The following is a 25326-nucleotide window of genomic DNA, read 5'->3' as shown; positions in this document are numbered from 1 at the left end:
GGCTTTTGCCACCGGCCTTTTTCCGTTATAGCTGCGCGATGTTTGTCGAGCAGCTGGACTGGAAAAGCCGCTCCGATGGGCGGCGCGAATCATGGGATTCGCAAGATTTTCTGGCTGCTCCCGTCGGGAGAAGCCAAACAAGCAGGTGACCAAGCTGGGGAACGCTGATGGCTTACTCATACACTGAGAAAAAACGAATCCGCAAGGACTTTAGCAAGTTACCGCACGTGATGGACGTGCCGTATCTTTTGGCCATCCAGCTGGATTCGTATCGCGAATTCCTGCAGGCGGGAGCGACAAAGGATCAGTTCCGCGATATTGGCTTGCACGCAGCCTTCAAATCCGTTTTTCCGATTATCAGCTATTCCGGCAATGCAGCGCTGGAGTACGTCGGCTACCGCCTCGGCGAGCCGGCATTCGACGTCAAGGAGTGCGTGCTGCGCGGCGTGACCTTTGCTGTTCCGCTGCGAGTCAAGGTGCGCCTGATCATTTTCGACAAGGAATCGTCGAGCAAGGCAATCAAGGATATCAAGGAGCAGGAAGTCTACATGGGGGAAATCCCCCTGATGACAGAGAACGGTACCTTCATCATCAACGGTACCGAGCGCGTCATCGTCTCCCAGTTGCACCGCTCGCCGGGTGTCTTCTTCGACCACGACCGTGGCAAGACCCATAGCTCAGGCAAGCTGCTGTATTCCGCGCGCATCATTCCTTACCGCGGTTCCTGGCTAGACTTCGAGTTCGATCCGAAGGATGCCGTATTTGTGCGTATCGATCGCCGCCGCAAGTTGCCTGCCTCGGTATTGCTGCGTGCGCTGAACTACAGCACCGAAGAAATCCTCGACGCCTTCTACGACACCAACGTCTTCCACGTGAAGGGTGAATTGCTCTCGCTCGAGCTGGTCGCGCAGCGTCTGCGCGGCGAGATCGCGTCGTTCGACATCACCGACGGAAGTGGCAAGGTCATTGTCGAACAAGGTCGTCGTATCACTGCTCGCCATATCAATCAGCTCGACAAGTCCGGCATCAAGGAACTCGAGATGCCGATGGACTACGTGCTGGGCCGCACTGTGGCCAAGGCGATCGTGCATCCGGCGACTGGCGAGATCATCGCCGAGTGCAACACCGAGCTGACCGTCGAAGTGCTGGCCAAGATCGTCAAGGCGCAGGTGGTCCGCTTCGAGACCCTGTATACCAACGACATCGATTGTGGTCCGTTCATCTCCGACACCTTGAAGATCGATTCGACCGCCAATCAGCTCGAAGCGCTGGTCGAAATTTATCGCATGATGCGTCCTGGCGAGCCGCCAACCAAGGACGCCGCTGAGACGCTGTTCAACAACCTGTTCTTCGCCTCTGAGCGTTACGATCTGTCAGCTGTCGGCCGGATGAAGTTTAACCGCCGTATCGGTCGCGCCGAGATCGAAGGTTCCGGCGTGCTGAGCCGCGAGGACATCGTTGCCGTGCTCAAGACCCTGGTCGATATCCGTAACGGCAAGGGCATCGTCGACGACATCGACCACTTGGGTAACCGCCGCGTACGTTGCGTCGGCGAAATGGCCGAGAATCAGTTTCGTGTTGGCTTGGTGCGCGTCGAGCGTGCGGTCAAGGAACGTCTGTCCATGGCTGAAAGCGAAGGCCTGATGCCGCAGGACCTGATCAACGCCAAGCCGGTTGCGGCGGCGGTGAAGGAGTTCTTCGGTTCCAGCCAGCTGTCGCAGTTCATGGACCAGAACAACCCGCTGTCCGAGATCACTCACAAGCGCCGCGTCTCCGCACTCGGCCCAGGTGGTCTGACCCGCGAGCGTGCCGGCTTCGAAGTGCGTGACGTACACCCGACCCATTACGGTCGCGTCTGCCCGATCGAAACCCCTGAAGGTCCGAACATCGGTCTGATCAACTCGCTGGCCGCCTATGCGCGCACCAACCAGTACGGCTTCCTGGAAAGCCCGTACCGTGTGGTCAAGGAAGGCGAAGTCACCGATGAAATCGTATTCCTGTCAGCCATCGAAGAGGCTGACCATGTGATTGCCCAGGCCAGCGCCAAGCTGGAAGGCCGCAAGCTGGTCGACGAGCTGGTTGCCGTGCGCCACTTGAACGAATTCACCGTCAAGGCGCCGGAAGACGTGACGCTGATGGACGTATCGCCGAAGCAGGTGGTTTCCGTCGCAGCCTCGCTGATCCCGTTCCTTGAGCACGACGACGCCAACCGCGCACTCATGGGCTCCAACATGCAGCGTCAGGCTGTGCCGACTCTGCGTTCGGACAAGCCGCTGGTAGGCACCGGGATGGAGCGCAACGTAGCGCGGGACTCCGGCGTCTGCGTGGTCGCTCGCCGTGGCGGTGTCATCGATTCGGTCGATGCCAGTCGCGTGGTCGTGCGCGTTCATGATGATGAGGTTGAGACGGGCGAAGCCGGTGTCGATATCTACAACCTGACCAAATACACCCGTTCCAACCAAAACACCTGCATCAACCAGCGTCCGCTGGTGAGCAAGGGTGATGTGGTCGAGCGTGGTGACATCATGGCTGACGGCCCGTCCACCGATATGGGTGAGCTGGCACTGGGGCAGAACATGCGCGTCGCGTTCATGCCCTGGAACGGCTACAACTTCGAGGACTCCATCCTCCTGTCGGAGCGCGTGGTTCAGGAGGATCGCTTCACCACCATTCACATTCAGGAGCTGACCTGCGTATCGCGTGATACCAAACTCGGCCCAGAGGAAATCACGGCGGATATCCCCAACGTGGGTGAAGCTGCGCTGAACAAGCTGGACGAGGCGGGCATCGTATACGTGGGTGCCGAAGTCGGTCCGGGCGACATTCTGGTGGGCAAGGTCACGCCGAAGGGCGAAACCCAGCTGACGCCGGAAGAGAAACTGCTACGTGCGATCTTCGGTGAGAAGGCATCCGACGTGAAGGACACCTCCCTGCGTGTGCCAACCGGCACCAAGGGCACGGTCATCGACGTGCAGGTGTTCATCCGTGACGGCGTGGAGCGCGACTCGCGCGCGCTGGCCATCGAGAAGATGCAGCTCGACGAGATCCGCAAGGACCTCAACGAGGAGTTCCGCATCGTCGAGGGCGCCACCTTCGAGCGTCTGCGTTCGGCCCTGGTCGGCGCGACCGCCGAAGGTGGCGCAGGCCTGAAGAAGGGCGCCGCGATTACCGACGAGATCCTGGACGGTCTCGAGCATGGTCAGTGGTTCAAGTTGCGCATGGCCGACGACGCGCTCAACGAGCAGTTGGAAAAGGCCCAGGCCTACATTTCCGACCGTCGCGTGCTGCTCGACGACAAGTTCGAAGACAAGAAGCGCAAGCTGCAGCAGGGCGATGACCTAGCGCCGGGCGTGCTGAAGATCGTCAAGGTCTACCTGGCTATCAAACGTCGCATCCAGCCGGGCGACAAGATGGCGGGTCGCCACGGTAACAAGGGTGTAGTCTCGGTGATCATGCCGGTGGAAGACATGCCGCACGATGCCAACGGTACACCGGTGGATATCGTACTGAACCCGCTGGGCGTACCTTCGCGGATGAACGTCGGTCAGATCCTTGAAACCCACCTGGGCCTCGCGGCCAAGGGCTTGGGCGAGAAGATCAACCTGATGCTCGAAGAGCAGCGCAAGGTTGCCGAGCTGCGCAAGTTCCTGCATGAGATCTACAACGAGATCGGCGGTCGTCAGGAAAGCCTGGACGATCTGAACGATCAGGAAGTGCTCGACCTGGCCAGCAATCTGCGCAAGGGTGTGCCTATGGCCACTCCGGTGTTCGATGGGGCCAAGGAGCGCGAGATCAAGGCCATGCTGAAGCTGGCCGATCTGCCGGAAAGCGGCCAGATGCAGCTGTTCGATGGACGTACCGGCAACAAGTTCGAGCGCACCACTACCGTCGGCTACATGTACATGCTCAAGCTCAACCACCTGGTCGACGACAAGATGCATGCGCGTTCTACCGGTTCCTACAGCCTGGTTACCCAGCAGCCGCTTGGTGGTAAGGCACAGTTCGGTGGTCAGCGTTTCGGGGAGATGGAGGTCTGGGCGCTGGAAGCCTACGGCGCGGCCTACACCCTGCAGGAAATGCTGACCGTCAAGTCGGACGACGTGAACGGTCGGACCAAGATGTACAAGAACATCGTGGACGGCGATCACCGCATGGAGCCGGGTATGCCGGAGTCCTTCAACGTACTGATCAAAGAGATCCGTTCGTTGGGTATCGACATCGATCTGGAAACCGAATAACACGCGACGCATATCGGGAGCGAACGTTGGTTCGCTCCCTGCTCCGCTGGGAGGAAAGGCCTTGAAAGACCTGCTGAATCTATTGAAAAACCAGGGTCAAATCGAAGAGTTCGATGCCATCAAGATCGCGTTGGCGTCGCCCGAGATGATCCGTTCCTGGTCCTTCGGTGAAGTGAAGAAACCGGAGACCATCAACTACCGTACGTTCAAGCCTGAGCGCGACGGCCTGTTCTGCGCCAAGATCTTTGGTCCGGTCAAGGACTACGAGTGCCTGTGCGGCAAGTACAAGCGCCTCAAGCACCGCGGTGTGATCTGCGAGAAGTGCGGCGTTGAAGTTGCGCTTGCCAAGGTGCGCCGTGAGCGCATGGCGCACATCGAACTGGCTTCGCCGGTCGCCCACATCTGGTTCCTGAAGTCGCTGCCGTCCCGTATCGGTCTGCTGCTGGACATGACCCTGCGCGATATCGAGCGCGTGCTCTATTTCGAGAGCTACGTGGTAATCGATCCGGGCATGACCACGCTCGAAAAAGGCCAGCTGTTGAACGACGAGCAGTACTTCGAAGCGCTCGAAGAGTTCGGTGACGACTTCGACGCCCGCATGGGTGCCGAAGCCGTGCGCGAGCTGCTGCACGAAATCGACCTGGAGCACGAGATTGGTCGCCTGCGTGAAGAGATTCCGCAGACCAACTCGGAAACCAAGATCAAGAAGCTATCCAAGCGTCTCAAGCTGATGGAAGCCTTCCATGGCTCGGGAAACCTGCCCGAGTGGATGGTGCTTACCGTTCTGCCTGTGCTGCCGCCGGATCTGCGTCCGCTGGTTCCGCTTGATGGCGGCCGCTTCGCGACCTCCGATCTGAATGATCTGTATCGCCGCGTCATCAACCGTAACAACCGCCTCAAGCGCCTGCTCGATCTGTCCGCGCCGGACATCATCGTGCGCAACGAAAAGCGCATGCTGCAGGAGGCGGTCGACGCGCTGCTGGACAATGGTCGTCGCGGCCGTGCCATCACCGGTTCGAACAAGCGACCGCTGAAATCCCTGGCCGACATGATCAAGGGTAAGCAGGGTCGTTTCCGTCAGAACCTGCTGGGCAAGCGCGTGGACTATTCCGGTCGTTCGGTTATCACCGTCGGCCCGACCCTGCGTCTGCACCAGTGCGGTCTGCCGAAGAAGATGGCCCTCGAGCTGTTCAAACCGTTCATTTTCGGCAAGCTGGAAATGCGCGGCATGGCGACCACCATCAAGGCCGCCAAGAAGATGGTCGAGCGCGAGCTGCCTGAAGTTTGGGACGTTCTCGCCGAAGTCATCCGCGAACATCCCGTGCTGCTCAACCGTGCGCCGACCCTGCACCGTCTGGGTATCCAGGCGTTCGAGCCGGTGCTGATCGAAGGTAAAGCGATCCAGCTGCACCCGCTGGTCTGTGCGGCGTACAACGCCGACTTCGACGGTGACCAGATGGCCGTTCACGTCCCGCTGACGCTGGAAGCCCAGCTCGAAGCGCGTGCGCTGATGATGTCGACCAACAACATCCTCTCGCCCGCTAACGGCGAGCCGATCATCGTGCCGTCGCAGGACGTGGTACTGGGTCTGTATTACATGACCCGCGAAGCCATCAATGCCAAAGGCGAAGGCCGGGTGTTCGCCGATCTGCAGGAAGTCGACCGCGTGTTCCGCGCCGGTGAGGCTTCTCTGCACGCGCGGGTCAAGGTGCGCATCAACGAGACCATCAAGGATCGTGACGGCTCCATTACCCGGAACACTCGCATCGTTGACACCACCGTCGGCCGTGCTCTGCTGTTCCAGATCGTTCCGGCCGGCATGGCGTTCGATGTGGTCAACCAGCCGATGAAGAAAAAGGCGATCTCCAAGCTGATCAACCTGTGCTATCGCACGGTGGGTCTGAAGGACACCGTCATCTTCGCCGACCAGCTGATGTACACCGGTTTCGCCTACTCGACTATCTCCGGTGTATCGATCGGCGTGAACGACTTCGTCATCCCCGATGAAAAGGCGCACATCATCGACGCGGCAACCGAGGAAGTGAAGGAGATCGAGAGCCAGTACGCGTCCGGCCTGGTGACCCAGGGCGAGAAGTACAACAAGGTGATCGACCTCTGGTCCAAGGCCAACGACGAAGTTTCCAAGGCGATGATGGCCAACCTCTCGAAAGAGAAGGTCATCGACCGCGACGGCAACGAAGCCGAGCAGGATTCGTTCAACTCGATGTACATGATGGCCGACTCGGGTGCGCGGGGTTCCGCTGCCCAGATCCGCCAGCTGGCCGGTATGCGTGGCCTGATGGCCAAGCCGGACGGCTCTATCATCGAGACGCCGATTACCGCGAACTTCCGTGAGGGCCTGAACGTACTCCAGTACTTCATCTCCACCCACGGTGCTCGTAAAGGTCTGGCCGATACCGCTCTGAAAACCGCGAACTCCGGTTATCTGACCCGTCGTCTGGTCGACGTGGCGCAGGATCTGGTAGTGACCGAGATCGACTGCGGAACCGAACAAGGCCTGCACATGACCCCTCACATCGAAGGCGGCGACGTGGTCGAGCCGCTGGGCGAGCGTGTGCTGGGGCGTGTGATTGCGCGTGATGTTCTCAAGCCGGGCACTGACGACGTGCTGGTGCCGGCGGGCACCTTGATCGACGAGCAATGGGTCGATTTCATCGAGCTGAACAGCATCGACGAAGTGATTGTGCGCTCGCCGATTTCCTGTGAAACCCGTTACGGCATTTGTGCCAAGTGCTACGGTCGCGATCTGGCGCGCGGGCATCAGGTGAACATCGGTGAAGCCGTTGGCGTCATCGCGGCGCAATCCATTGGTGAGCCGGGTACTCAGCTCACCATGCGTACCTTCCACATCGGTGGTGCGGCGAGCCGGACCTCGGCTGTCGACAACGTGATGGTGAAGAATGGCGGTACCATTCGCCTGCATAACCTCAAGTACGTAGAGCGTGCCGATGGCGCTCTGGTTGCCGTTTCCCGCTCCGGTGAACTGGCTGTGGCAGATGACTATGGGCGCGAGCGCGAGCGTTACAAGCTGCCTTACGGTGCGGTGATTTCCATCAAGGAAGGCGACAAAGTGGATGCCGGTGCGGTGGTCGCAAAATGGGATCCGCACACCCACCCGATCGTCACCGAGATGAAGGGTGTCGTGACCTTCGTCGGAATGGAAGAAAACATCACCATCAAGCGTCAGACCGACGAGCTTACCGGTTTGACCAACATCGAGGTGATGGATCCGAAGGATCGCCCGGCCTCAGGCAAAGACATTCGTCCGGCTATCAAAATGGTCGACGCCAGTGGTAAGGAGTTGTTGCTGCCGGGTACCGACGTGCCAGCCCAGTACTTCCTTCCAGCCAACGCGCTGGTCGGGGTGGCGGATGGTGCTGAGATCAACGTCGGTGACGTTATCGCGCGTATCCCGCAGGAGACCTCTAAGACCCGTGACATCACCGGTGGTCTGCCGCGTGTTGCCGACCTATTCGAAGCGCGCCGTCCGAAGGAGCCATCGATCCTGGCGGAAATCAGCGGCACCATTTCGTTCGGCAAGGAAACCAAGGGCAAGCGCCGCTTGGTCATCACGCCAACCGATGGCACCGATCCTTACGAGGAGCTGATTCCAAAGTGGCGTCACCTCAACGTCTTCGAAGGCGAGCAGGTGAATAAGGGCGAAGTGATCTCTGACGGTCCGAGCAATCCGCACGACATCCTGCGTCTGCTGGGCGTTAGTGCGCTGGCCAAGTACATCGTCAACGAGATTCAAGACGTGTACCGCTTGCAGGGCGTGAAGATCAACGACAAGCACATCGAGACCATCCTGAGGCAGATGCTGCGCAAGGTTGAAGTGGCTGAGTCGGGTGACTCCAGCTTCATCAAGGGCGATCAGATGGAGCTGACTCAGGTACTGGAAGAGAACGAGCGCCTGTCCATGGAGGACAAGTTCGTTTCTAAATACGTACGAGTGCTTCTGGGGATCACCAAGGCGTCGTTGTCAACCGAGTCGTTCATCTCCGCGGCGTCGTTCCAGGAGACCACTCGCGTGCTGACGGAAGCGGCGGTTACTGGCAAGCGCGACTACCTGCGTGGTTTGAAGGAGAACGTGGTTGTGGGTCGCCTGATCCCGGCCGGTACCGGCCTGCAGTATCACAGCGAGCGCAAGCGCAAGCGCGATGCTGAAAAGCCGGTTCGTGTGAGTGCTGATGAAGTGGAAGCGGCGCTGACCGAAGCGCTGAATTTCAGCGGCAACTGACTTGAGGTTAGTCCCGATGCAAATCGGGGCGCGCCTTGACGGGGTGTGGGAAGCTCTTTAGACTCTTGTACCCCTAATTTGGCGGGGCTTTATGCTCTGCCATTTTCGTTTGTGTCGAAAGACAACAGTGGAGCTAGTAGATGGCAACGATTAACCAGCTGGTACGCCAGCCGCGCAAGCGCGTCGTCGAGAAGAGCGACGTCCCTGCGCTGCAGAACTGCCCGCAACGCCGTGGCGTGTGCACTCGTGTGTACACCACCACGCCAAAGAAACCGAACTCTGCGCTGCGTAAAGTATGCCGAGTTCGCCTGACCAATGGTTTTGAAGTCGCTTCCTACATCGGTGGTGAAGGTCACAACCTGCAAGAGCACAGTGTCGTGCTGATCCGTGGCGGTCGTGTAAAAGACCTTCCGGGTGTGCGCTATCACACCGTGCGCGGTTCGCTGGATACCTCCGGCGTCAAGGATCGTAAACAGGGCCGTTCCAAGTACGGCACCAAGCGTCCGAAGTAACCGTATTTTCATTTTATTAGAGTCGATAAGAGTAAGGTCGGGCGTAACCTCGCCGTTACAGTCCCGAGCTAACCTGAAGACCGTTTGAGGGCTTATCAATGCCAAGACGTCGTGTAGCAGCCAAGCGCGAGATCCTTGACGATCCGAAATACGGAAGTCTGATCCTGGCCAAATTCATGAACCACGTGATGGAGAGCGGCAAAAAAGCCGTCGCAGAACGTATCGTTTATGGTGCCTTGGAAAAGGTTAAAGAGCGTAAGAACACCGATCCCCTGGAGATCTTCGAAAAAGCACTCGACGCCATCGCTCCGCTGGTCGAAGTGAAGTCGCGCCGCGTAGGTGGTGCGACTTACCAGGTTCCGGTCGAGGTTCGTCCTTCCCGTCGTAACGCTCTGGCGATGCGCTGGCTGGTGGACGCTGCGCGCAAGCGTGGTGAGAAGTCCATGGCTCTGCGTTTGGCCGGCGAACTGTCGGATGCGTTTGAAGGCAAGGGAGCTGCTGTGAAGAAGCGTGAAGACGTGCACCGTATGGCTGAAGCCAACAAGGCGTTCTCGCACTACCGTTTCTAATTCTGGCACCACTCAACTTGCGAGGGCTTTATGGCTCGTAACACAGCAATTAACCGCTACCGTAACATTGGTATTTGTGCGCACGTTGATGCGGGCAAGACCACGACGACTGAGCGGATCCTGTTCTACACAGGTCTCAGCCATAAAATGGGTGAGGTGCATGACGGTGCGGCTACTACTGACTGGATGGTGCAGGAGCAGGAGCGCGGTATCACCATTACCTCCGCTGCTGTTACCACTTTCTGGAAGGGCTCAGCCGGTCAGTACGACAACTATCGCGTAAACGTCATCGATACCCCTGGCCACGTTGACTTCACCATCGAAGTAGAGCGTTCGCTGCGTGTGCTCGACGGCGCTGTCGTGGTGTTCTGCGGCACCTCGGGTGTTGAGCCGCAGTCCGAAACCGTATGGCGTCAGGCCAACAAGTACGGCGTTCCGCGTGTTGTGTACGTGAACAAGATGGACCGTGCGGGTGCAAACTTCCTGCGCGTCGTCGCTCAGATCAAGAATCGTCTGGGTCACACTCCAGTGCCGATTCAGCTGGCTATTGGTTCGGAAGATAGCTTCCAGGGCCAAGTCGACCTGCTCAAGATGAAGGCTATCTACTGGAACGACGACGATAAAGGCACCACCTATCGTGAGGAAGAAATTCCTGCCGATATGCTGGAGCTGGCGGAAGAGTGGCGCTCCAACATGGTTGAGGCGGCTGCCGAGTCCAGTGAAGAGCTGATGAACAAGTACTTGGAAGGCGAAGAGCTGACCGTCGAAGAAATCAAGGCTGGTTTGCGCGCGCGCACCATTGCCAACGAGATCGTTCCGGCTGTCTGTGGTTCTTCCTTCAAGAACAAGGGTGTTCCTCTGGTTCTCGACGCCGTTATCGAGTTCCTGCCTGCTCCGACCGAGATTCCTGCGATCAAGGGTATTCATCCGGACATCATCGACAAGCCTAAAGAAGAGCTCGCTGATGCTGACTTTGATGAGCGTCATGCGGACGATGATGAGCCGTTCTCGGCTCTGGCGTTCAAGATTGCCACCGACCCGTTCGTTGGTACTTTGACCTTCGTGCGTGTCTACTCGGGTGTCCTGGCCTCGGGCGACTCGGTGATCAACTCGGTCAAGGGCAAGAAAGAGCGCGTTGGTCGTATGGTGCAGATGCATGCGAACCAGCGTGAAGAGATCAAAGAAGTGCGCGCTGGCGACATCGCTGCGCTGATCGGCATGAAAGACGTCACTACCGGTGACACCCTATGCAACGCTGACAAGCCGATCATCCTTGAGCGTATGGACTTCCCGGAGCCGGTTATCTCGGTAGCAGTAGAGCCGAAAACCAAGGCTGACCAGGAGAAGATGGGTATCGCACTGGGCAAGCTCGCTCAGGAAGACCCGTCGTTCCGTGTCAAGACCGACGAAGAAACCGGCCAGACGATCATCTCTGGCATGGGTGAGCTGCACCTGGATATCCTCGTTGATCGCATGAAGCGCGAGTTCAACGTCGAAGCCAACATCGGTAAGCCGCAGGTTTCCTACCGCGAGAAGATCACCAAGAACTGCGAAATCGAAGGCAAGTTCGTGCGTCAGTCCGGTGGTCGTGGTCAGTTCGGTCATTGCTGGATCCGCTTTGCGCCGGCAGACGAAGGTCAGGAAGGACTGGTATTCGTGAACGAGGTCGTGGGCGGTGTGGTTCCTAAGGAATACATCCCGGCTATCCAGAAGGGTATCGAGGAGCAGATGAAGAACGGCGTTGTTGCCGGTTATCCGCTCATTGGCCTGAAGGCGACCGTTTTCGACGGTTCCTACCATGATGTCGACTCCAACGAGATGGCGTTCAAAGTGGCGGCTTCTATGGCAACCAAGCAGCTGGCCCAGAAGGGCGGTGGAGTGGTGCTCGAGCCGATCATGAAGGTAGAAGTGGTAACCCCTGAGGACTACATGGGTGACGTGATGGGTGACCTCAATCGTCGTCGCGGCCTGATTCAGGGAATGGAAGATACGGTTACTGGTAAGGTAATCCGTGCCGAGGTTCCGCTGGGTGAAATGTTCGGTTATGCGACTGACGTTCGGTCTATGTCCCAGGGTCGTGCAAGCTACTCCATGGAATTCTCCAAGTACTCCGAGGCTCCGTCGAATATCGTCGAAGCACTGGTTAAAAAACAAGGTTGATTCAGCCCTTTAAGTAAGAGGTTTACTGTCGTGGCTAAAGAAAAATTCGAACGTAACAAACCGCACCTGAACGTCGGCACCATTGGTCACGTTGACCATGGCAAGACCACTCTGACCGCAGCGCTGACCAAAGTCTGTGCTGAGACCTGGGGTGGTTCGGCGCGTGACTTCTCGCAAATCGACAATGCGCCAGAAGAGAAGGCTCGTGGTATCACCATCAACACCTCCCACGTTGAATATGATTCCTCGATCCGTCACTACGCTCACGTTGACTGCCCGGGCCACGCTGACTATGTGAAGAACATGATCACCGGAGCCGCGCAGATGGACGGCGCTATCCTGGTTTGCTCTGCTGCTGACGGCCCCATGCCGCAGACTCGTGAGCATATCCTGCTGTCCCGTCAGGTTGGTGTTCCCTACATCGTCGTGTTCCTGAATAAGGCCGACATGGTTGACGACGCCGAGCTGCTGGAATTGGTCGAGATGGAAGTTCGCGACCTGCTGTCGACCTATGACTTCCCGGGCGATGACACTCCGATCATCATCGGTTCCGCGCTCATGGCGCTAAACGGTCAGGACGACAACGAAATGGGTGTGTCGGCCGTGCGCAAGCTGGTCGAAACTCTGGACGCCTACATCCCCGAGCCTGAGCGTGCCATCGACAAGCCGTTCCTGATGCCGATCGAAGACGTGTTCTCGATCTCTGGTCGCGGTACCGTTGTTACTGGTCGTGTCGAGCGTGGCATCGTCAAGGTCCAGGAAGAAATCGAGATCGTTGGTATCCGTGCCACGACCAAGACTACCTGCACCGGCGTTGAAATGTTCCGCAAGCTGCTCGACGAAGGTCGTGCTGGTGAGAACGTTGGCGTGCTGCTGCGCGGCACCAAGCGTGATGATGTCGAGCGTGGTCAGGTTCTGGCCAAGCCGGGCACCATCAAGCCGCACACCAAGTTCGAAGGCGAGGTGTACGTGCTGAGCAAGGAAGAAGGCGGGCGTCACACTCCGTTCTTCAAGGGCTACCGTCCGCAGTTTTACTTCCGTACTACTGACGTAACCGGTAACTGCGAGCTGCCGGAAGGCGTGGAAATGGTCATGCCGGGCGACAACATCAAAATGGTTGTCACCCTGATCGCTCCGATCGCCATGGAAGACGGCCTGCGCTTCGCGATTCGCGAAGGTGGTCGTACCGTTGGTGCCGGCGTGGTTGCCAAGATCATCGAATAATCAATCGGTGGTAAAAAAGGGCCCCCTGGGGCCCTTTTTCTATTATTGATCATTTATTGACACCCCCTGGACGCATCCGTACAATTGCGCCTCCTTTTACCGGGCGTATTGCGTTTGGTAGGGATGGCTAATTGGAGTCTGAGGTCAAAATGCAAAACCAACAAATCCGTATTCGGTTGAAGGCTTTTGACCATCGCCTGATCGATCAATCAACCCAGGAAATCGTGGAAACCGCGAAACGTACTGGTGCTCAGGTGCGTGGTCCGATACCACTGCCGACCCGCAAAGAGCGGTTTACCGTTCTGGTTTCTCCGCACGTCAACAAGGACGCGCGCGACCAGTACGAGATCCGCACTCATAAGCGTGTGCTGGACATTGTTCAGCCAACCGACAAAACCGTCGATGCGCTGATGAAGCTTGATCTTGCGGCTGGCGTGGAAGTGCAGATCAGCCTCGGCTAAAACCTTGAGTTTTAGTCGTGTAACGCTCTGAAATGGGCGGCCATAGCGGGTGAAAGCCCCGTACACTCAAGAGGTTACAATATGACTATTGGTGTAGTCGGTCGTAAGTGCGGCATGACCCGCATTTTCACCGAAGATGGTGTCTCTGTTCCGGTTACGGTCATTGAGATCGAGCCGAATCGTGTCACCCAGTTCAAGAATGAAGAGAGCGATGGCTATCGCGCCGTGCAGGTCACTGTCGGCGAGCGTCGCGCCTCGCGTGTCTCCAAGGCTCAGGCTGGTCACTTCGCTAAGGCGAATGTCGCTGCCGGTCGTGGGGTCTGGGAATTCCGCCTCGATGGCGAAGAGTTCCAGGCGGGCGATCAGATCAATGCCGAGATTTTTCAGGCTGGACAGATGGTGGATGTCACCGGTCAGTCCAAGGGTAAAGGCTTTGCCGGCACCATCAAGCGCTGGAACTTCCGTGGTCAGGACAATACACACGGTAACTCCGTATCCCACCGCGTTCCGGGTTCGATTGGCCAGTGCCAGACTCCGGGTCGTGTTTTCAAGGGCAAGAAGATGTCCGGGCACATGGGCGCCGAGCGCGTAACCGTGCAGTCCCTGGAAATCGTGCGTGTCGATGCCGAGCGTAACTTGCTATTGGTCAAGGGCGCAGTGCCCGGCGCCACTGGTGGTGACGTGATCGTGCGTCCGGCCGCCAAGGCTCGCGGGTAAGGGGGAGTTCACATGCAATTGAATGTTAATGGCGCACAAGCCATAGAAGTCTCCGAGCGTACCTTTGGTGGTGAGTTCAACGAGACGCTGGTGCACCAAGCAGTCGTCGCCTACATGGCTGGCGGCCGTCAGGGTAGTAAGCAGCAAAAGACTCGCTCCGATGTGTCCGGTGGCGGCAAGCGTCCCTGGCGCCAGAAGGGCACTGGCCGTGCGCGTGCCGGTACTTCGCGTGGACCGATCTGGCGTGGCGGCGGTGTAACTTTCGCAGCTCGTCCGCAGAACCATGAGCAGAAACTCAACAAGAAGATGTACCGCGCAGCGCTACGCTCCATTCTTTCCGAGTTGGTTCGTTCCGAGCGTCTGGTGGTCGTTGAAGATTTCGCCGTCGACAGCCCTAAGACCAAGCTGCTTGCTAACAAGCTGACTGGTATGGGTCTGAATGACGTACTGATCGTTTCCGATGCTGTCGATCAGAACCTGTATTTGGCGGCTCGCAACCTGCCGCACGTCGATGTTCGTGACGTTCAAGGTTCCGATCCAGTCAGCCTGATCGCCTATGACAAGGTGTTGATCACCGTGTCGGCTGTGAAGAAATTCGAGGAGCTGCTGGGATGAACCAGGAACGCGTATTCAAAGTCCTGCTTGGTCCGCACGTCTCCGAGAAGGCAACCATGCTGGCTGACAGCAAGAGCCAGTTCGTTTTCAAGGTTGCTACTGATGCAACCAAGCTGGAAATCAAGAAGGCCGTCGAGAGCCTGTTCAACGTGAAGGTCGCCAAGGTCAGTACCCTGAATGTTCAGGGTAAGACCAAGCGTACCGCTCGCGGTCTGGGCAAGCGCAACGACTGGAAGAAGGCATACATTGCGCTTCAGCCGGGCCAGGATCTCGATTTCTCCGGCAACGCTGAGTAAGGAAGGGGTGCATCATGGCAATCGTTAAATGCAAACCGACTTCCGCAGGCCGCCGTTTTGTGGTCAAGGTGGTCGGTCAGGAGCTGCACAAAGGCGCTCCTTATGCTCCGCTGCTCGAGAAGAAGTCAAAGTCCGGCGGCCGTAACAACAACGGCCGTATCACCACTCGTCACGTTGGTGGTGGTCACAAGCAGCATTACCGTCTGGTCGATTTTCGTCGCAATAAGGATGGCATTCCCGCTGTCGTTGAGCGCATCGAATACGATCCGAACCGTACTGCGCACATTGCGTTGCTGAAGTATGCCGACGGCGAGCGCCGCTACATCATCGCCCCCAAGGGCGTAAGTGCTGGCGATCAGTTGGTGTCTGGCATCAATGCGCCAATCAAGGCTGGTAACAGCCTGCCGCTGCGCAACATTCCGCTGGGTTCTACCATCCACGGTGTGGAGCTGAAGCCGGGCAAAGGTGCCCAGATCGCTCGTTCCGCTGGTGCGTCGGCTCAGTTGGTAGCGCGTGAGGGTGCATACGTAACGCTGCGTCTTCGCTCTGGCGAAACACGCAAGGTTCTGGCTGAGTGCCGCGCCACTCTGGGTGAGGTTTCGAACGCCGAGCATAGCCTGCGTTCGCTGGGTAAAGCCGGTGCCAAGCGCTGGCGTGGCGTTCGTCCGACCGTTCGCGGTGTGGCGATGAACCCGGTCGATCACCCGCATGGTGGTGGTGAAGGTCGTACCTCTGGTGGTCGTCATCCGGTGTCGCCGTGGGGCTTCCCGACTAAGGGCGCGAAGACTCGCTCGAACAAGCGCACCGACAACATGATCGTCCGTCGCCGCAAGTAACTAGAGGGATACGACAGTGCCACGTTCTCTGAAAAAAGGTCCTTTTATCGATCTTCACCTACTGAAGAAGGTCGAGGTGGCAGCGGAAAAGAATGATCGCAAGCCGGTGAAAACCTGGTCGCGTCGTTCAATGATCCTGCCGCAAATGGTCGGTCTGACCATCGCTGTGCATAACGGTCGCCAACACGTCCCCGTTCTCGTGAACGAAGACATGGTCGGTCATAAACTCGGCGAGTTCGCTGGTACCCGCACTTATCGCGGGCACGTAGCGGACAAGAAAGGCAAGCGCTAAGGGGTAAGGAAAGATGGAAGTAGCCGCTAAGTTGTCGGGCGCTCGCATCTCCGCCCAGAAAGCCCGCCTGGTCGCCGACCAGATCCGCGGGAAAGGGGTGGGCGAAGCGCTCAACCTGTTGGCTTTCAGCAGTAAGAAAGCCGCCGAGATCATGAAGAAAGTGCTGGAGTCGGCCGTGGCCAACGCCGAGCACAACGAAGGCGCTGACGTGGACGACCTGAAGGTTTCCACTGTTTTCGTCAACGAAGGGCGTTCGCTTAAGCGCATCATGCCGCGTGCCAAAGGCCGCGCTGATCGCATCGTCAAGCGGTCTTGCCATATCACTGTCAAGGTTGCGGACAAGTAACGGAGTCGATCAGATGGGTCAGAAAGTACATCCCACTGGCATTCGCCTGGGAATCGTCAAGGAGCACACCTCCGTCTGGTACGCAGACGGTCGTACGTACGCCGATTATCTGCTTGCAGATCTGAACGTGCGCGAGTACCTCCAAGACAAATTAAAAAGCGCGTCCGTAAGCCGTATCGATATCCATCGCCCGGCTCAGACAGCACGCATCACCATCCACACCGCTCGTCCCGGCATCGTGATCGGCAAGAAGGGTGAGGATGTAGAGAAGCTGCGTCAGGACCTGACCAAGCAAATGGGTGTGCCTGTGCACATCAACATCGAAGAAATCCGCAAGCCGGAGCTCGATGCAATGCTGGTAGCACAGAACGTTGCTCAGCAGCTGGAGCGTCGTGTGATGTTCCGTCGCGCCATGAAGCGCGCCGTACAGAACGCGATCCGCATTGGTGCCAAAGGCATCAAGATCCAGGTGAGCGGTCGTCTGGGTGGGGCTGAAATCGCCCGTACGGAATGGTATCGGGAAGGTCGTGTGCCGCTGCACACCCTGCGTGCCGATATCGACTACAACACCTACGAAGCACACACCACTTACGGTGTGATCGGCGTCAAGGTCTGGATCTTCAAGGGTGAGGTCATTGGTGGCCGCCACGAAGAACTCAAGCCGCAAGCGCCTGCGCCTCGTAAAAAAGCTGCCAAGTAAGGAGTACGCCAAATGTTGCAACCAAAGCGTACAAAATTCCGCAAGCAGATGACTGGCCACAATCGTGGTCTGGCTCAGCGCGGTAGCAAGGTCAGCTTCGGCGAGTTCGCTCTGAAGTCTGTTTCCCGTGGTCGTCTGACTGCCCGCCAGATCGAGTCCGCACGTCGTGCGCTGACTCGTCACGTCAAGCGTGGCGGCAAGATCTGGATCCGCGTGTTCCCCGACAAGCCTGTCACCAAGAAGCCTCTGGAAGTCCGGATGGGTAAAGGTAAGGGTAACGTCGAGTACTGGGTAGCCCAGATTCAACCGGGCAAGGTGCTCTACGAGATCGAGGGTGTTTCCGAAGAGCTGGCGCGTGAGGCTTTCGCCCTGGCTGCTGCAAAGCTGCCGCTCGCCACCTCCTTTGTTAAGCGGACGGTGATGTGATGAAAGCGAATGAGCTTCGTGAAAAATCCGCTCAGCAGCTGAACGAGCAGTTGCTCGAGCTGCTGCGCGACCAGTTCAATCTGCGTATGCAGAAGGCAACTGGCCAGTTGGGGCAGTCTCACCTGCTCTCACAAGTCAAGCGCGACATCGCTCGTGTCAAGACTGTGCTCAACCAGCAGGCAGGTAAGTGATCATGGCTGAAGTTGAAAAGACTGTCCGCACGCTGACTGGCCGCGTCGTCAGCGACAAAATGGACAAAACCATCACCGTATTGATCGAGCGTCGCGTTAAGCACCCGATCTACGGTAAATACGTGAAGCGTTCGACCAAACTGCACGCACACGACGAAACCAACCAGTGCCGTATCGGTGACAAAGTCACGATTCGCGAGACTCGTCCTCTGGCGAAGACCAAGTGCTGGATGCTGGTTGATGTCGTTGAACGTGCCGTCGAAGTCTAAGGGCTAGGGGTCGGAGAAATTATATGATTCAGACTCAATCAATGCTCGATGTGGCGGACAACAGTGGCGCTCGTCGTGTCATGTGTATCAAGGTCCTGGGCGGTTCACACCGCCGTTATGCCGGCATCGGTGACATCATCAAGGTTACCGTCAAGGAAGCGATTCCGCGTGGCAAGGTCAAGAAAGGCCAGGTGATGACCGCTGTTGTGGTCCGTACCCGTCACGGTGTTCGTCGTCCGGACGGTTCCATCATTCGCTTCGATGGCAACGCTGCTGTTCTGCTGAACAACAAGCAAGAGCCTATCGGTACCCGTATTTTCGGGCCGGTGACGCGTGAGCTTCGTAACGAGAAGTTCATGAAAATCGTCTCGCTCGCGCCTGAAGTGCTCTAAGGAGTAGCCGCATGCAAAAGATTCGTCGCAACGACGAGATCATCGTCATCGCCGGCAAGGACAAGGGCAAGCGCGGTAAGGTGCTTCGGGTTCTCGCTGACGACCGCTTGGTCGTTGGTGGTATCAACCTCGTAAAGCGTCATACCAAGCCGAACCCAATGTCGGGCGTTCAGGGCGGTATCGTCGAGAAAGAGGCGCCTCTGCACGCCTCTAACGTCGCTATTTTCAATGGTGAAACCAACAAGGCTGATCGCGTTGGCTTCAAGATTGAAGACGGCAAGAAAATTCGTGTCTTCAAGTCGACCCAAAAGCCGGTTGAAGCTTGAGACTGCTAGGTAGATAACCATGGCACGACTAAAAGAAGTTTATCGGAAGCAAATCGCTCCCAAGCTGAAAGAAGAGCTTCAGCTTGGCAACGTGATGGAAGTTCCGCGCATCACCAAGATCACCCTGAATATGGGTATCGGCGAAGCGATCGGTGATAAGAAAATCATCGATAACGCAGTTGCCGACCTGGAGAAGATCACCGGTCAGAAGGTTGTAGTGACCCACGCTCGGAAATCCATTGCGGGCTTTAAGGTTCGTGAAGGCTGGCCGATCGGTGTCAAGGTCACGCTGCGCAATGATCGCATGTATGAATTCCTGGATCGTCTGCTCGCCATTTCCCTGCCTCGGGTTCGCGATTTCCGCGGCCTGAATGCCAAGTCCTTCGATGGTCGTGGCAATTACAGCATGGGTGTAAAAGAGCAGATCATCTTCCCGGAAATCGATTACGACAAGATTGATGCCCTGCGTGGTCTGGACATTACGCTGACCACTACTGCTCGGACGGACGAAGAGGGGCGCGCGCTGCTGCGTGCTTTCAACTTCCCGTTCCGTAACTGATAGGAGTAGGAAATGGCTAAGCAAAGCATGAAGAACCGTGAGCTGAAGCGTCAGCAAACGGTTGCTAAGTACGCCCAGAAGCGTGCCGCGCTGAAAGCTGTCATCGCTAATCCCGAGTCGTCTCCTGGGGCGCGTTGGGAGGCCCAGGTCGCCCTGCAGAAGCAGCCGCGTGATGCCAGCGCTTCGCGTCTGCGCAATCGTTGCCGTCTGACGGGTCGTCCGCATGGTGTGTATCGCAAGTTTGGTCTTGCGCGCAGCATGTTGCGTCAGGCCGCAATGCGTGGCGACGTACCGGGCCTGGTAAAAGCCAGCTGGTAACGAGGTTCCGGCATTGCTACCGGAACTGCCGCTATCGAATCAAGCCCCTCATGGGGCTTGATTCGTTTCTGGACTGTCTCTAGAATGTCCGGCTCGCCCGACTCACGCCTTTCGAGGCGCGTTCATCTAGTAGGCGACACGAGCCCTCGCGGGCTTATTTTTTAGAATTAGGAGCCAAGAGCCCATGAGTATGCAGGACCCGTTAGCGGACATGCTAACTCGTATCCGTAATGCCCAGATGGCCGAAAAGTCCGTCGTAAGCATGCCGTCTTCCACTTTGAAGGTGGCTGTAGCCAACGTTCTTCAAGGTGAAGGCTATATCGCAGGATACAACGTCAGCAGCGATGCCAAGCCGCAGCTGTCTATCGAGCTGAAGTACTTCGAAGGTCGTCCGGTTATCGAAGAGCTGAAGCGCGTAAGCCGTCCTGGCCTTCGCCAGTACAAATCCGTTGATCAGTTGCCGAAAGTTCGTGGCGGTCTGGGTGTTTCGATCGTGTCCACCAATAAAGGTGTGATGACTGATCGTGCTGCTCGCGCTGCTGGCGTTGGCGGCGAAGTGCTCTGCACAGTGTTCTAAGGGGGGATAAGCATGTCTCGCGTTGCTAAGAACCCCGTCAAGCTGCCCGCTGGTGTTGAATTCAACATGTCTGGCCAGCAGCTTTCGGTGAAGGGTGCCAAGGGCGCTCTTGAACTGAACGTACACTCCTCTGTGGAAGTGATCCATGAGGCTGGTGAGCTCCGTTTTGCTGCGCGTAATGGCGATCAGCAGAACCGTGCCATGGCCGGTACCACCCGTGCGCTGGTTAACAACATGGTGATTGGCGTCAGCCAAGGCTTCGAGCGCAAGCTTCAGCTGGTTGGTGTTGGTTACAAGGCGCAAGCCAAAGGTCAAGTGCTGTCCCTGGCTCTCGGCTTCTCGCACCCGGTGGAATATGAGCTGCCGCAAGGCGTTACCGCTGAGACCCCCAGCCAGACCGATATCCTGATCAAGGGTGTCGATAAGCAACTGGTCGGTCAGGTGGCTGCTGAAATCCGTGACTTCCGTCGCCCTGAGCCTTACAAGGGCAAAGGCGTACGTTACTCGGACGAAGTGGTCCGTCGTAAAGAAGCTAAGAAGAAGTAGGGCATAGCAAATGAGCGTAAAGAAAGTTACTCGTCTGCGTCGCGCTCGCAAGGCACGCCTGAAGATGCGCGAGCTGGAAGTCGTACGCCTTTGTGTGTACCGCTCTTCCCAGCACATCTACGCCCAGGTCCTTTCGGCCGACGGCGGCAAGGTCCTGGCCAGTGCCTCGACTCTCGACAAAGAACTGCGCGGCGGTGCCACCGGCAACGTCGACGCTGCCAAGAAAGTTGGTCAGCTGGTCGCTGAGCGTGCTAAGGCCGCAGGTGTCACCCAGGTGGCGTTCGACCGTTCTGGCTTCAAGTACCATGGTCGTGTCAAGGCACTGGCTGATGCTGCTCGTGAAGGCGGGCTGGAGTTCTAAGTTATGGCATATAACGAGCAAAAGCGCGACGAAGGCTACATTGAGAAGCTGGTTCAAGTTAACCGCGTCGCCAAGACAGTAAAAGGTGGTCGCATCTTCACCTTCACCGCACTGACTGTAGTGGGTGATGGTAAAGGTCGCGTAGGTTTCGGTCGTGGCAAGTCCCGCGAAGTGCCGGCTGCTATTCAGAAGGCCATGGAAGCGGCTCGCCGCAACATGATCCAAGTTGACCTGAACGGTACTACCCTGCAGTACGCGACCAAGGCTGCGCATGGCGCCTCCAAGGTGTATATGCAGCCTGCTTCGGAAGGTACCGGTGTTATTGCCGGTGGTGCGATGCGCGCCATTCTTGAAGTCGCTGGCGTGCAGAACGTCTTGGCCAAGTGCTACGGCTCGACCAATCCGGTGAATGTGGTTCACGCCACCTTCAAGGGTTTGAAGTCGATGCAGTCGCCTGAGTCGATCGCTGCGAAGCGTGGCAAGAGCGTTGAGGAGATTTCCTGATCATGGCTAACACCGTCAAGGTTACGCTGATCAAAAGCGTCAGCGGCCGCATTCCTAATCACAAGCTTTGCGTCAAGGGTCTCGGCCTGCGTCGCATTGGTCATACCGTCGAGGTTCAGGACACTCCTGAAAACCGCGGCATGATCAACAAGGCTTATTACATGCTCCGTGTGGAGGGCTAAGCCATGCAACTGAACGATTTGCGTTCTGCGCCAGGCGCCCGTCGCGAGAAACTGCGTCCGGGCCGTGGTATCGGCAGCGGCCTCGGCAAAACCGGTGGTCGTGGTCATAAGGGTCAGACTTCCCGTTCCGGTGGCAAGATCGCTCCCGGTTTCGAGGGCGGCCAGCAGCCTCTGCATCGTCGTCTGCCGAAGTTCGGCTTCGTCTCTCTGAAGGCCATGGATCGTGCCGAAGTGCGCACCTCCGAACTGGCAAAGATTCAGGGCGACGTAGTTACTCTGCAGAGCCTCAAGGATGCCGACATCATCAATCAGAACGTTCAGCGTGTAAAAGTCATGCTGTCGGGCGAGGTTGGTCGTGCGGTAACTCTGAAGGGCATCGCCGCCACTAAAGGTGCGCGTGCGGCTATCGAAGCAGCTGGCGGCAAGTTCGAGGAATAAATGGCTAAGCAAGGTGCTCTCTCCGCTCTGAGTAATGGCGGGCTGTCCGAACTCTGGGCTCGTCTGCGTTTTCTGCTGATGGCGATCATCGTCTATCGGATTGGAGCGCATATCCCGGTGCCGGGTATCAATCCCGACAGGTTGGCCGAGCTGTTCCGTCAGAACGAAGGGACCATCCTTAGCCTGTTCAACATGTTTTCCGGTGGTGCGCTGGAGCGCATGAGTATCTTTGCGTTGGGGATCATGCCGTACATTTCGGCGTCGATCATCATGCAGCTCATGACCGCCGTCAGCCCTCAGTTGGAGCAGTTGAAGAAAGAGGGTGAGGCCGGTCGCCGCAAGATCAGCCAGTACACGCGTTACGGTACGCTGGTGCTTGCCGTGGTGCAGGCTATTGGCATGTCGGTCGGCCTCGCCGGACAGGGAGTCGCATTCAGCAATGACTTCGGCTTCTACTTCGTGGCAATCACCACCTTTGTGGCTGGTGCGATGTTCATGATGTGGCTGGGCGAGCAGATCACCGAGCGGGGTGTCGGTAACGGCATTTCGATGTTGATCTTTGCAGGTATCGTTGCGGGTCTTCCGGGTGCGCTGGGGCAGTCCTTCGAGTCCGCGCGGCAGGGTGATGTGAATATCATCGCGCTGCTGGCTGTTGGGCTGGTGGCTGTTGCCATCATCGGTTTTGTGGTCTTCATCGAGCGTGGGCAGCGGCGTATCGCCGTGCACTATGCCAAGCGTCAGCAGGGTCGTAAGGTCTTTGCTGCGCAGACGAGCCACCTGCCGCTGAAGGTCAACATGGCTGGAGTTATTCCAGCCATCTTCGCCAGTAGCATTCTGCTGTTCCCTGCTTCGCTGGGACAGTGGTTCGGTCAGTCGGAGAGCATGGGTTGGTTGGCTGATATTTCTCAGTCGATCGCTCCTGGTCAGCCGTTGAATATCCTGTTGTTCAGCGCCGGTATCATCTTCTTCTGCTTCTTCTACACGGCATTGATGTTCAATCCGAAAGATGTTGCGGAAAATCTGAAGAAGTCCGGTGCGTTTATCCCGGGGATTCGGCCTGGCGAGCAGTCGGCGCGCTATATTGATGGCGTATTGACTCGCTTGACCATGTTCGGCGCCCTGTACATGACGGCTGTATGCTTGCTGCCTCAGTTCCTTGTGGTTGCTGCAAATGTGCCGTTCTACCTTGGCGGGACATCGTTGCTGATTGTGGTCGTGGTTGTAATGGACTTCATGTCTCAAGTGCAGTCGCACCTCATGTCTCACCAGTACGATTCCCTGATGAAAAAAGCCAACCTGAAGGGCTATGGCGGCGGAATGCTCCGCTGAAGGTAGTTCGTAAGGTTCCAGGAGTTGTCATGAAAGTTCGTGCATCGGTCAAAAAACTGTGCCGCAACTGCAAAATCGTCCGTCGCGAAGGCGTCATTCGGGTGATCTGCAGTGCAGAACCGCGTCACAAGCAGCGCCAAGGCTGATTGTGAGCTAAGGCTCGAGCCCGGTAGCTAGTGCGCTGCCGGGTTGATTATTTGTTATTACAGCGTTAGTATCTCGCGCCCTTTTCTTGGCTTCCGGGGCGTTGGGTAGCTGTCAATTGGAGTTTCACTGAATGGCCCGTATTGCAGGCGTAAACATTCCAGATAACAAGCACACTGTTATCTCGCTGACCTACATCTATGGTGTTGGTCGCACTCGCGCGCAGACTATCTGCGCAGCTACCGGCGTAAACCCGGCAGCGAAAATCAAAGATCTCTCCGACGAGCAGGTCGAACTGCTGCGCGGCGAAGTGGCAAAGTTCATCGTTGAGGGTGATCTGCGTCGCGAAGTCAACATGAAGATCAAGCGCTTGATGGACCTAGGTTGCTACCGCGGCCTGCGTCATCGTCGTGGTCTGCCGGTGCGCGGTCAGCGTACCAAGACCAACGCCCGCACCCGTAAGGGCCCGCGCAAGCCGATCCGCAAGTAATCGCGTAGGAATTTAAGTAATGGCAAAACCTGCTGCTCGTCCTCGTAAAAAAGTCAAAAAGACAGTGGTTGATGGCATCGCCCATATCCATGCGTCTTTCAATAACACCATCATCACGATCACCGATCGCCAGGGTAACGCATTGTCCTGGGCTACTTCCGGTGGCTCGGGCTTCCGTGGTTCACGTAAAAGCACCCCGTTCGCTGCTCAGGTAGCTGCTGAGCGCGCCGGTCAGGCCGCTCTGGAATACGGTCTCAAGAACCTTGATGTCAACGTCAAAGGTCCAGGCCCGGGTCGTGAATCCGCTGTTCGTGCTTTGAACGGTTGTGGTTATAAAATCGCCAGCATCACCGACGTGACGCCGATCCCGCATAACGGGTGCCGTCCGCCGAAGAAGCGTCGCGTGTAATCAGGAGACAGTGAAGAATGGCTCGTTATATTGGTCCCAAGTGCAAACTGTCTCGTCGTGAAGGCACCGATCTCTTTCTGAAGAGTGGTGCGCGCGCGCTCGAATCGAAATGCAACATTGAAACCCCGCCAGGTGTTCACGGCCAGCGCCGTGGACGTCTGTCTGATTACGGTACTCAGCTGCGTGAAAAGCAGAAGGTCCGTCGTATCTATGGCGTGCTCGAGCGCCAGTTCAGCGGTTACTACAAGGAAGCGGCTAGCCGCAAGGGCGCTACCGGCGAGAATTTGCTGCAACTGCTGGAGTGCCGTCTGGATAACGTGGTTTACCGCATGGGCTTCGGCTCTACTCGTGCTGAATCGCGTCAGCTGGTTTCCCACAAGGCAATCAGTGTAAATGGCAAGACCGTGAACGTTCCGTCCTACCAGGTCAAAGCTGGTGACGTGGTTGCCGTTCGCGAGAAGTGCCGTAACCAGCTGCGTATCGCCCAAGCCCTGGAACTGTGCGTACAGCGCGGTCGTGTTGAGTGGGTCGAAGTAGATGCCGACAAGAAATCCGGCGTTTTCAAGAATGTTCCGGCTCGCAGTGATCTGTCCGCCGACATCAACGAAAACCTGATTGTCGAGCTCTACTCCAAGTAA

The 25326-nt window shown here is 57.4% G+C and carries 32 protein-coding genes; all 32 read left to right on the top strand.

What is annotated here, in order from left to right:
• Positions 1–167: 167 nt before the first annotated feature.
• The 32 genes from rpoB (at position 168) to rpsD (ending at position 25326) form a co-directional block, all read left to right on the top strand.
• Positions 168–4238 (top strand): DNA-directed RNA polymerase subunit beta, encoded by a 4071-nt coding sequence (gene rpoB / locus GYM54_RS10695; RefSeq protein ID WP_197446134.1) that lies wholly within the window; start codon positions 168–170, stop codon positions 4236–4238.
• A gap of 61 nt (positions 4239–4299) precedes the next feature.
• Positions 4300–8499, top strand: coding sequence for a DNA-directed RNA polymerase subunit beta' (gene rpoC, locus GYM54_RS10690; RefSeq protein ID WP_131651941.1), 4200 nt, complete (start codon positions 4300–4302; stop codon positions 8497–8499).
• 140 nt (positions 8500–8639) lie between these two features.
• Positions 8640–9011 (top strand): 30S ribosomal protein S12, encoded by a 372-nt coding sequence (rpsL, locus tag GYM54_RS10685; protein ID WP_025240342.1) that lies wholly within the window; start codon positions 8640–8642, stop codon positions 9009–9011.
• A gap of 98 nt (positions 9012–9109) precedes the next feature.
• A complete protein-coding gene (rpsG, locus tag GYM54_RS10680; RefSeq protein WP_019342051.1) occupies positions 9110–9580 on the top strand; it encodes a 30S ribosomal protein S7 in 471 nt (156 codons plus the stop codon).
• Between the two features lie 30 nt (positions 9581–9610).
• Entirely contained in the window at positions 9611–11740 is a 2130-nt protein-coding gene (gene fusA / locus GYM54_RS10675; protein WP_131651940.1) for an elongation factor G, read from the top strand.
• A gap of 30 nt (positions 11741–11770) precedes the next feature.
• Positions 11771–12964, top strand: coding sequence for an elongation factor Tu (tuf, locus tag GYM54_RS10670; RefSeq protein WP_131651939.1), 1194 nt, complete (start codon positions 11771–11773; stop codon positions 12962–12964).
• Between the two features lie 149 nt (positions 12965–13113).
• Positions 13114–13425 carry a 30S ribosomal protein S10 gene (gene rpsJ / locus GYM54_RS10665; RefSeq protein ID WP_003186070.1) on the top strand — a complete coding sequence of 104 codons (312 nt, stop codon included), beginning with the start codon at positions 13114–13116 and terminating at the stop codon, positions 13423–13425.
• An 81-nt stretch (positions 13426–13506) separates the two neighbouring features.
• Entirely contained in the window at positions 13507–14142 is a 636-nt protein-coding gene (gene rplC / locus GYM54_RS10660; RefSeq protein WP_131651938.1) for a 50S ribosomal protein L3, read from the top strand.
• 12 nt (positions 14143–14154) lie between these two features.
• Positions 14155–14757, top strand: coding sequence for a 50S ribosomal protein L4 (rplD, locus tag GYM54_RS10655; RefSeq protein WP_131651937.1), 603 nt, complete (start codon positions 14155–14157; stop codon positions 14755–14757).
• The gene (gene rplW, locus GYM54_RS10650; RefSeq protein WP_021209378.1) at positions 14754–15053 is read left to right on the top strand and encodes a 50S ribosomal protein L23; all 300 of its coding nucleotides are present in this window, start codon (positions 14754–14756) and stop codon (positions 15051–15053) included. The genes rplD and rplW overlap by 4 nt, the downstream gene beginning before the upstream one ends.
• Positions 15054–15067: 14 nt before the next feature.
• A complete protein-coding gene (gene rplB / locus GYM54_RS10645) occupies positions 15068–15889 on the top strand; it encodes a 50S ribosomal protein L2 (RefSeq protein WP_131651936.1) in 822 nt (273 codons plus the stop codon).
• A 16-nt stretch (positions 15890–15905) separates the two neighbouring features.
• On the top strand, positions 15906–16181 hold the full coding sequence (gene rpsS / locus GYM54_RS10640; protein WP_014854225.1) for a 30S ribosomal protein S19: 276 nt from the start codon (positions 15906–15908) through the stop codon (positions 16179–16181).
• Positions 16182–16194: 13 nt separating this feature from the next.
• A complete protein-coding gene (gene rplV / locus GYM54_RS10635; protein ID WP_131651935.1) occupies positions 16195–16527 on the top strand; it encodes a 50S ribosomal protein L22 in 333 nt (110 codons plus the stop codon).
• Positions 16528–16540: 13 nt separating this feature from the next.
• Positions 16541–17227 (top strand): 30S ribosomal protein S3, encoded by a 687-nt coding sequence (gene rpsC / locus GYM54_RS10630; RefSeq protein ID WP_131651934.1) that lies wholly within the window; start codon positions 16541–16543, stop codon positions 17225–17227.
• Positions 17228–17239: 12 nt separating this feature from the next.
• Complete coding sequence (rplP, locus tag GYM54_RS10625) at positions 17240–17653, top strand: 50S ribosomal protein L16 (protein ID WP_014854222.1); 414 nt, start codon at positions 17240–17242, stop codon at positions 17651–17653.
• Complete coding sequence (gene rpmC, locus GYM54_RS10620) at positions 17653–17844, top strand: 50S ribosomal protein L29 (protein ID WP_003289209.1); 192 nt, start codon at positions 17653–17655, stop codon at positions 17842–17844. The genes rplP and rpmC overlap by 1 nt, the downstream gene beginning before the upstream one ends.
• Before the next feature lie 2 nt (positions 17845–17846).
• On the top strand, positions 17847–18113 hold the full coding sequence (rpsQ, locus tag GYM54_RS10615; RefSeq protein ID WP_014854221.1) for a 30S ribosomal protein S17: 267 nt from the start codon (positions 17847–17849) through the stop codon (positions 18111–18113).
• A 23-nt stretch (positions 18114–18136) separates the two neighbouring features.
• The gene (rplN, locus tag GYM54_RS10610) at positions 18137–18505 is read left to right on the top strand and encodes a 50S ribosomal protein L14 (RefSeq protein WP_014854220.1); all 369 of its coding nucleotides are present in this window, start codon (positions 18137–18139) and stop codon (positions 18503–18505) included.
• An 11-nt stretch (positions 18506–18516) separates the two neighbouring features.
• On the top strand, positions 18517–18831 hold the full coding sequence (rplX, locus tag GYM54_RS10605; RefSeq protein ID WP_131651933.1) for a 50S ribosomal protein L24: 315 nt from the start codon (positions 18517–18519) through the stop codon (positions 18829–18831).
• A gap of 19 nt (positions 18832–18850) precedes the next feature.
• Positions 18851–19390: a 50S ribosomal protein L5 gene (rplE, locus tag GYM54_RS10600; protein ID WP_131651932.1), complete on the top strand. Its 540-nt coding sequence runs from the start codon at positions 18851–18853 to the stop codon at positions 19388–19390.
• Between the two features lie 12 nt (positions 19391–19402).
• Positions 19403–19708 carry a 30S ribosomal protein S14 gene (gene rpsN / locus GYM54_RS10595; RefSeq protein WP_197445958.1) on the top strand — a complete coding sequence of 102 codons (306 nt, stop codon included), beginning with the start codon at positions 19403–19405 and terminating at the stop codon, positions 19706–19708.
• A 184-nt stretch (positions 19709–19892) separates the two neighbouring features.
• The gene (gene rpsH, locus GYM54_RS10590) at positions 19893–20285 is read left to right on the top strand and encodes a 30S ribosomal protein S8 (protein WP_003281824.1); all 393 of its coding nucleotides are present in this window, start codon (positions 19893–19895) and stop codon (positions 20283–20285) included.
• Between the two features lie 12 nt (positions 20286–20297).
• The gene (gene rplF, locus GYM54_RS10585) at positions 20298–20831 is read left to right on the top strand and encodes a 50S ribosomal protein L6 (protein WP_019339968.1); all 534 of its coding nucleotides are present in this window, start codon (positions 20298–20300) and stop codon (positions 20829–20831) included.
• 10 nt (positions 20832–20841) lie between these two features.
• Positions 20842–21192 (top strand): 50S ribosomal protein L18, encoded by a 351-nt coding sequence (gene rplR, locus GYM54_RS10580; RefSeq protein ID WP_131651930.1) that lies wholly within the window; start codon positions 20842–20844, stop codon positions 21190–21192.
• Between the two features lie 3 nt (positions 21193–21195).
• Positions 21196–21696 carry a 30S ribosomal protein S5 gene (gene rpsE, locus GYM54_RS10575; RefSeq protein WP_037025759.1) on the top strand — a complete coding sequence of 167 codons (501 nt, stop codon included), beginning with the start codon at positions 21196–21198 and terminating at the stop codon, positions 21694–21696.
• Positions 21697–21698: 2 nt separating this feature from the next.
• Positions 21699–21878, top strand: a complete 180-nt coding sequence (rpmD, locus tag GYM54_RS10570; protein ID WP_003281818.1) for a 50S ribosomal protein L30 — start codon at positions 21699–21701, stop codon at positions 21876–21878.
• Between the two features lie 3 nt (positions 21879–21881).
• Entirely contained in the window at positions 21882–22316 is a 435-nt protein-coding gene (gene rplO / locus GYM54_RS10565) for a 50S ribosomal protein L15 (protein ID WP_181104975.1), read from the top strand.
• Positions 22317–23645, top strand: a complete 1329-nt coding sequence (secY, locus tag GYM54_RS10560; RefSeq protein ID WP_181104973.1) for a preprotein translocase subunit SecY — start codon at positions 22317–22319, stop codon at positions 23643–23645.
• 29 nt (positions 23646–23674) lie between these two features.
• Entirely contained in the window at positions 23675–23791 is a 117-nt protein-coding gene (rpmJ, locus tag GYM54_RS10555) for a 50S ribosomal protein L36 (protein WP_021209367.1), read from the top strand.
• Positions 23792–23922: 131 nt separating this feature from the next.
• Positions 23923–24279, top strand: a complete 357-nt coding sequence (gene rpsM / locus GYM54_RS10550) for a 30S ribosomal protein S13 (protein ID WP_014854208.1) — start codon at positions 23923–23925, stop codon at positions 24277–24279.
• A 19-nt stretch (positions 24280–24298) separates the two neighbouring features.
• The gene (rpsK, locus tag GYM54_RS10545) at positions 24299–24688 is read left to right on the top strand and encodes a 30S ribosomal protein S11 (RefSeq protein WP_014854207.1); all 390 of its coding nucleotides are present in this window, start codon (positions 24299–24301) and stop codon (positions 24686–24688) included.
• Between the two features lie 17 nt (positions 24689–24705).
• Positions 24706–25326, top strand: a complete 621-nt coding sequence (gene rpsD, locus GYM54_RS10540) for a 30S ribosomal protein S4 (protein ID WP_131651928.1) — start codon at positions 24706–24708, stop codon at positions 25324–25326.

The sequence above is a fragment of the Pseudomonas sp. MTM4 genome (assembly GCF_019355055.1).
In the GTDB taxonomy this organism is placed as follows: Bacteria; Pseudomonadota; Gammaproteobacteria; order Pseudomonadales; family Pseudomonadaceae; genus Stutzerimonas.
This window is presented reverse-complemented; position numbering and strand designations above follow the sequence as displayed.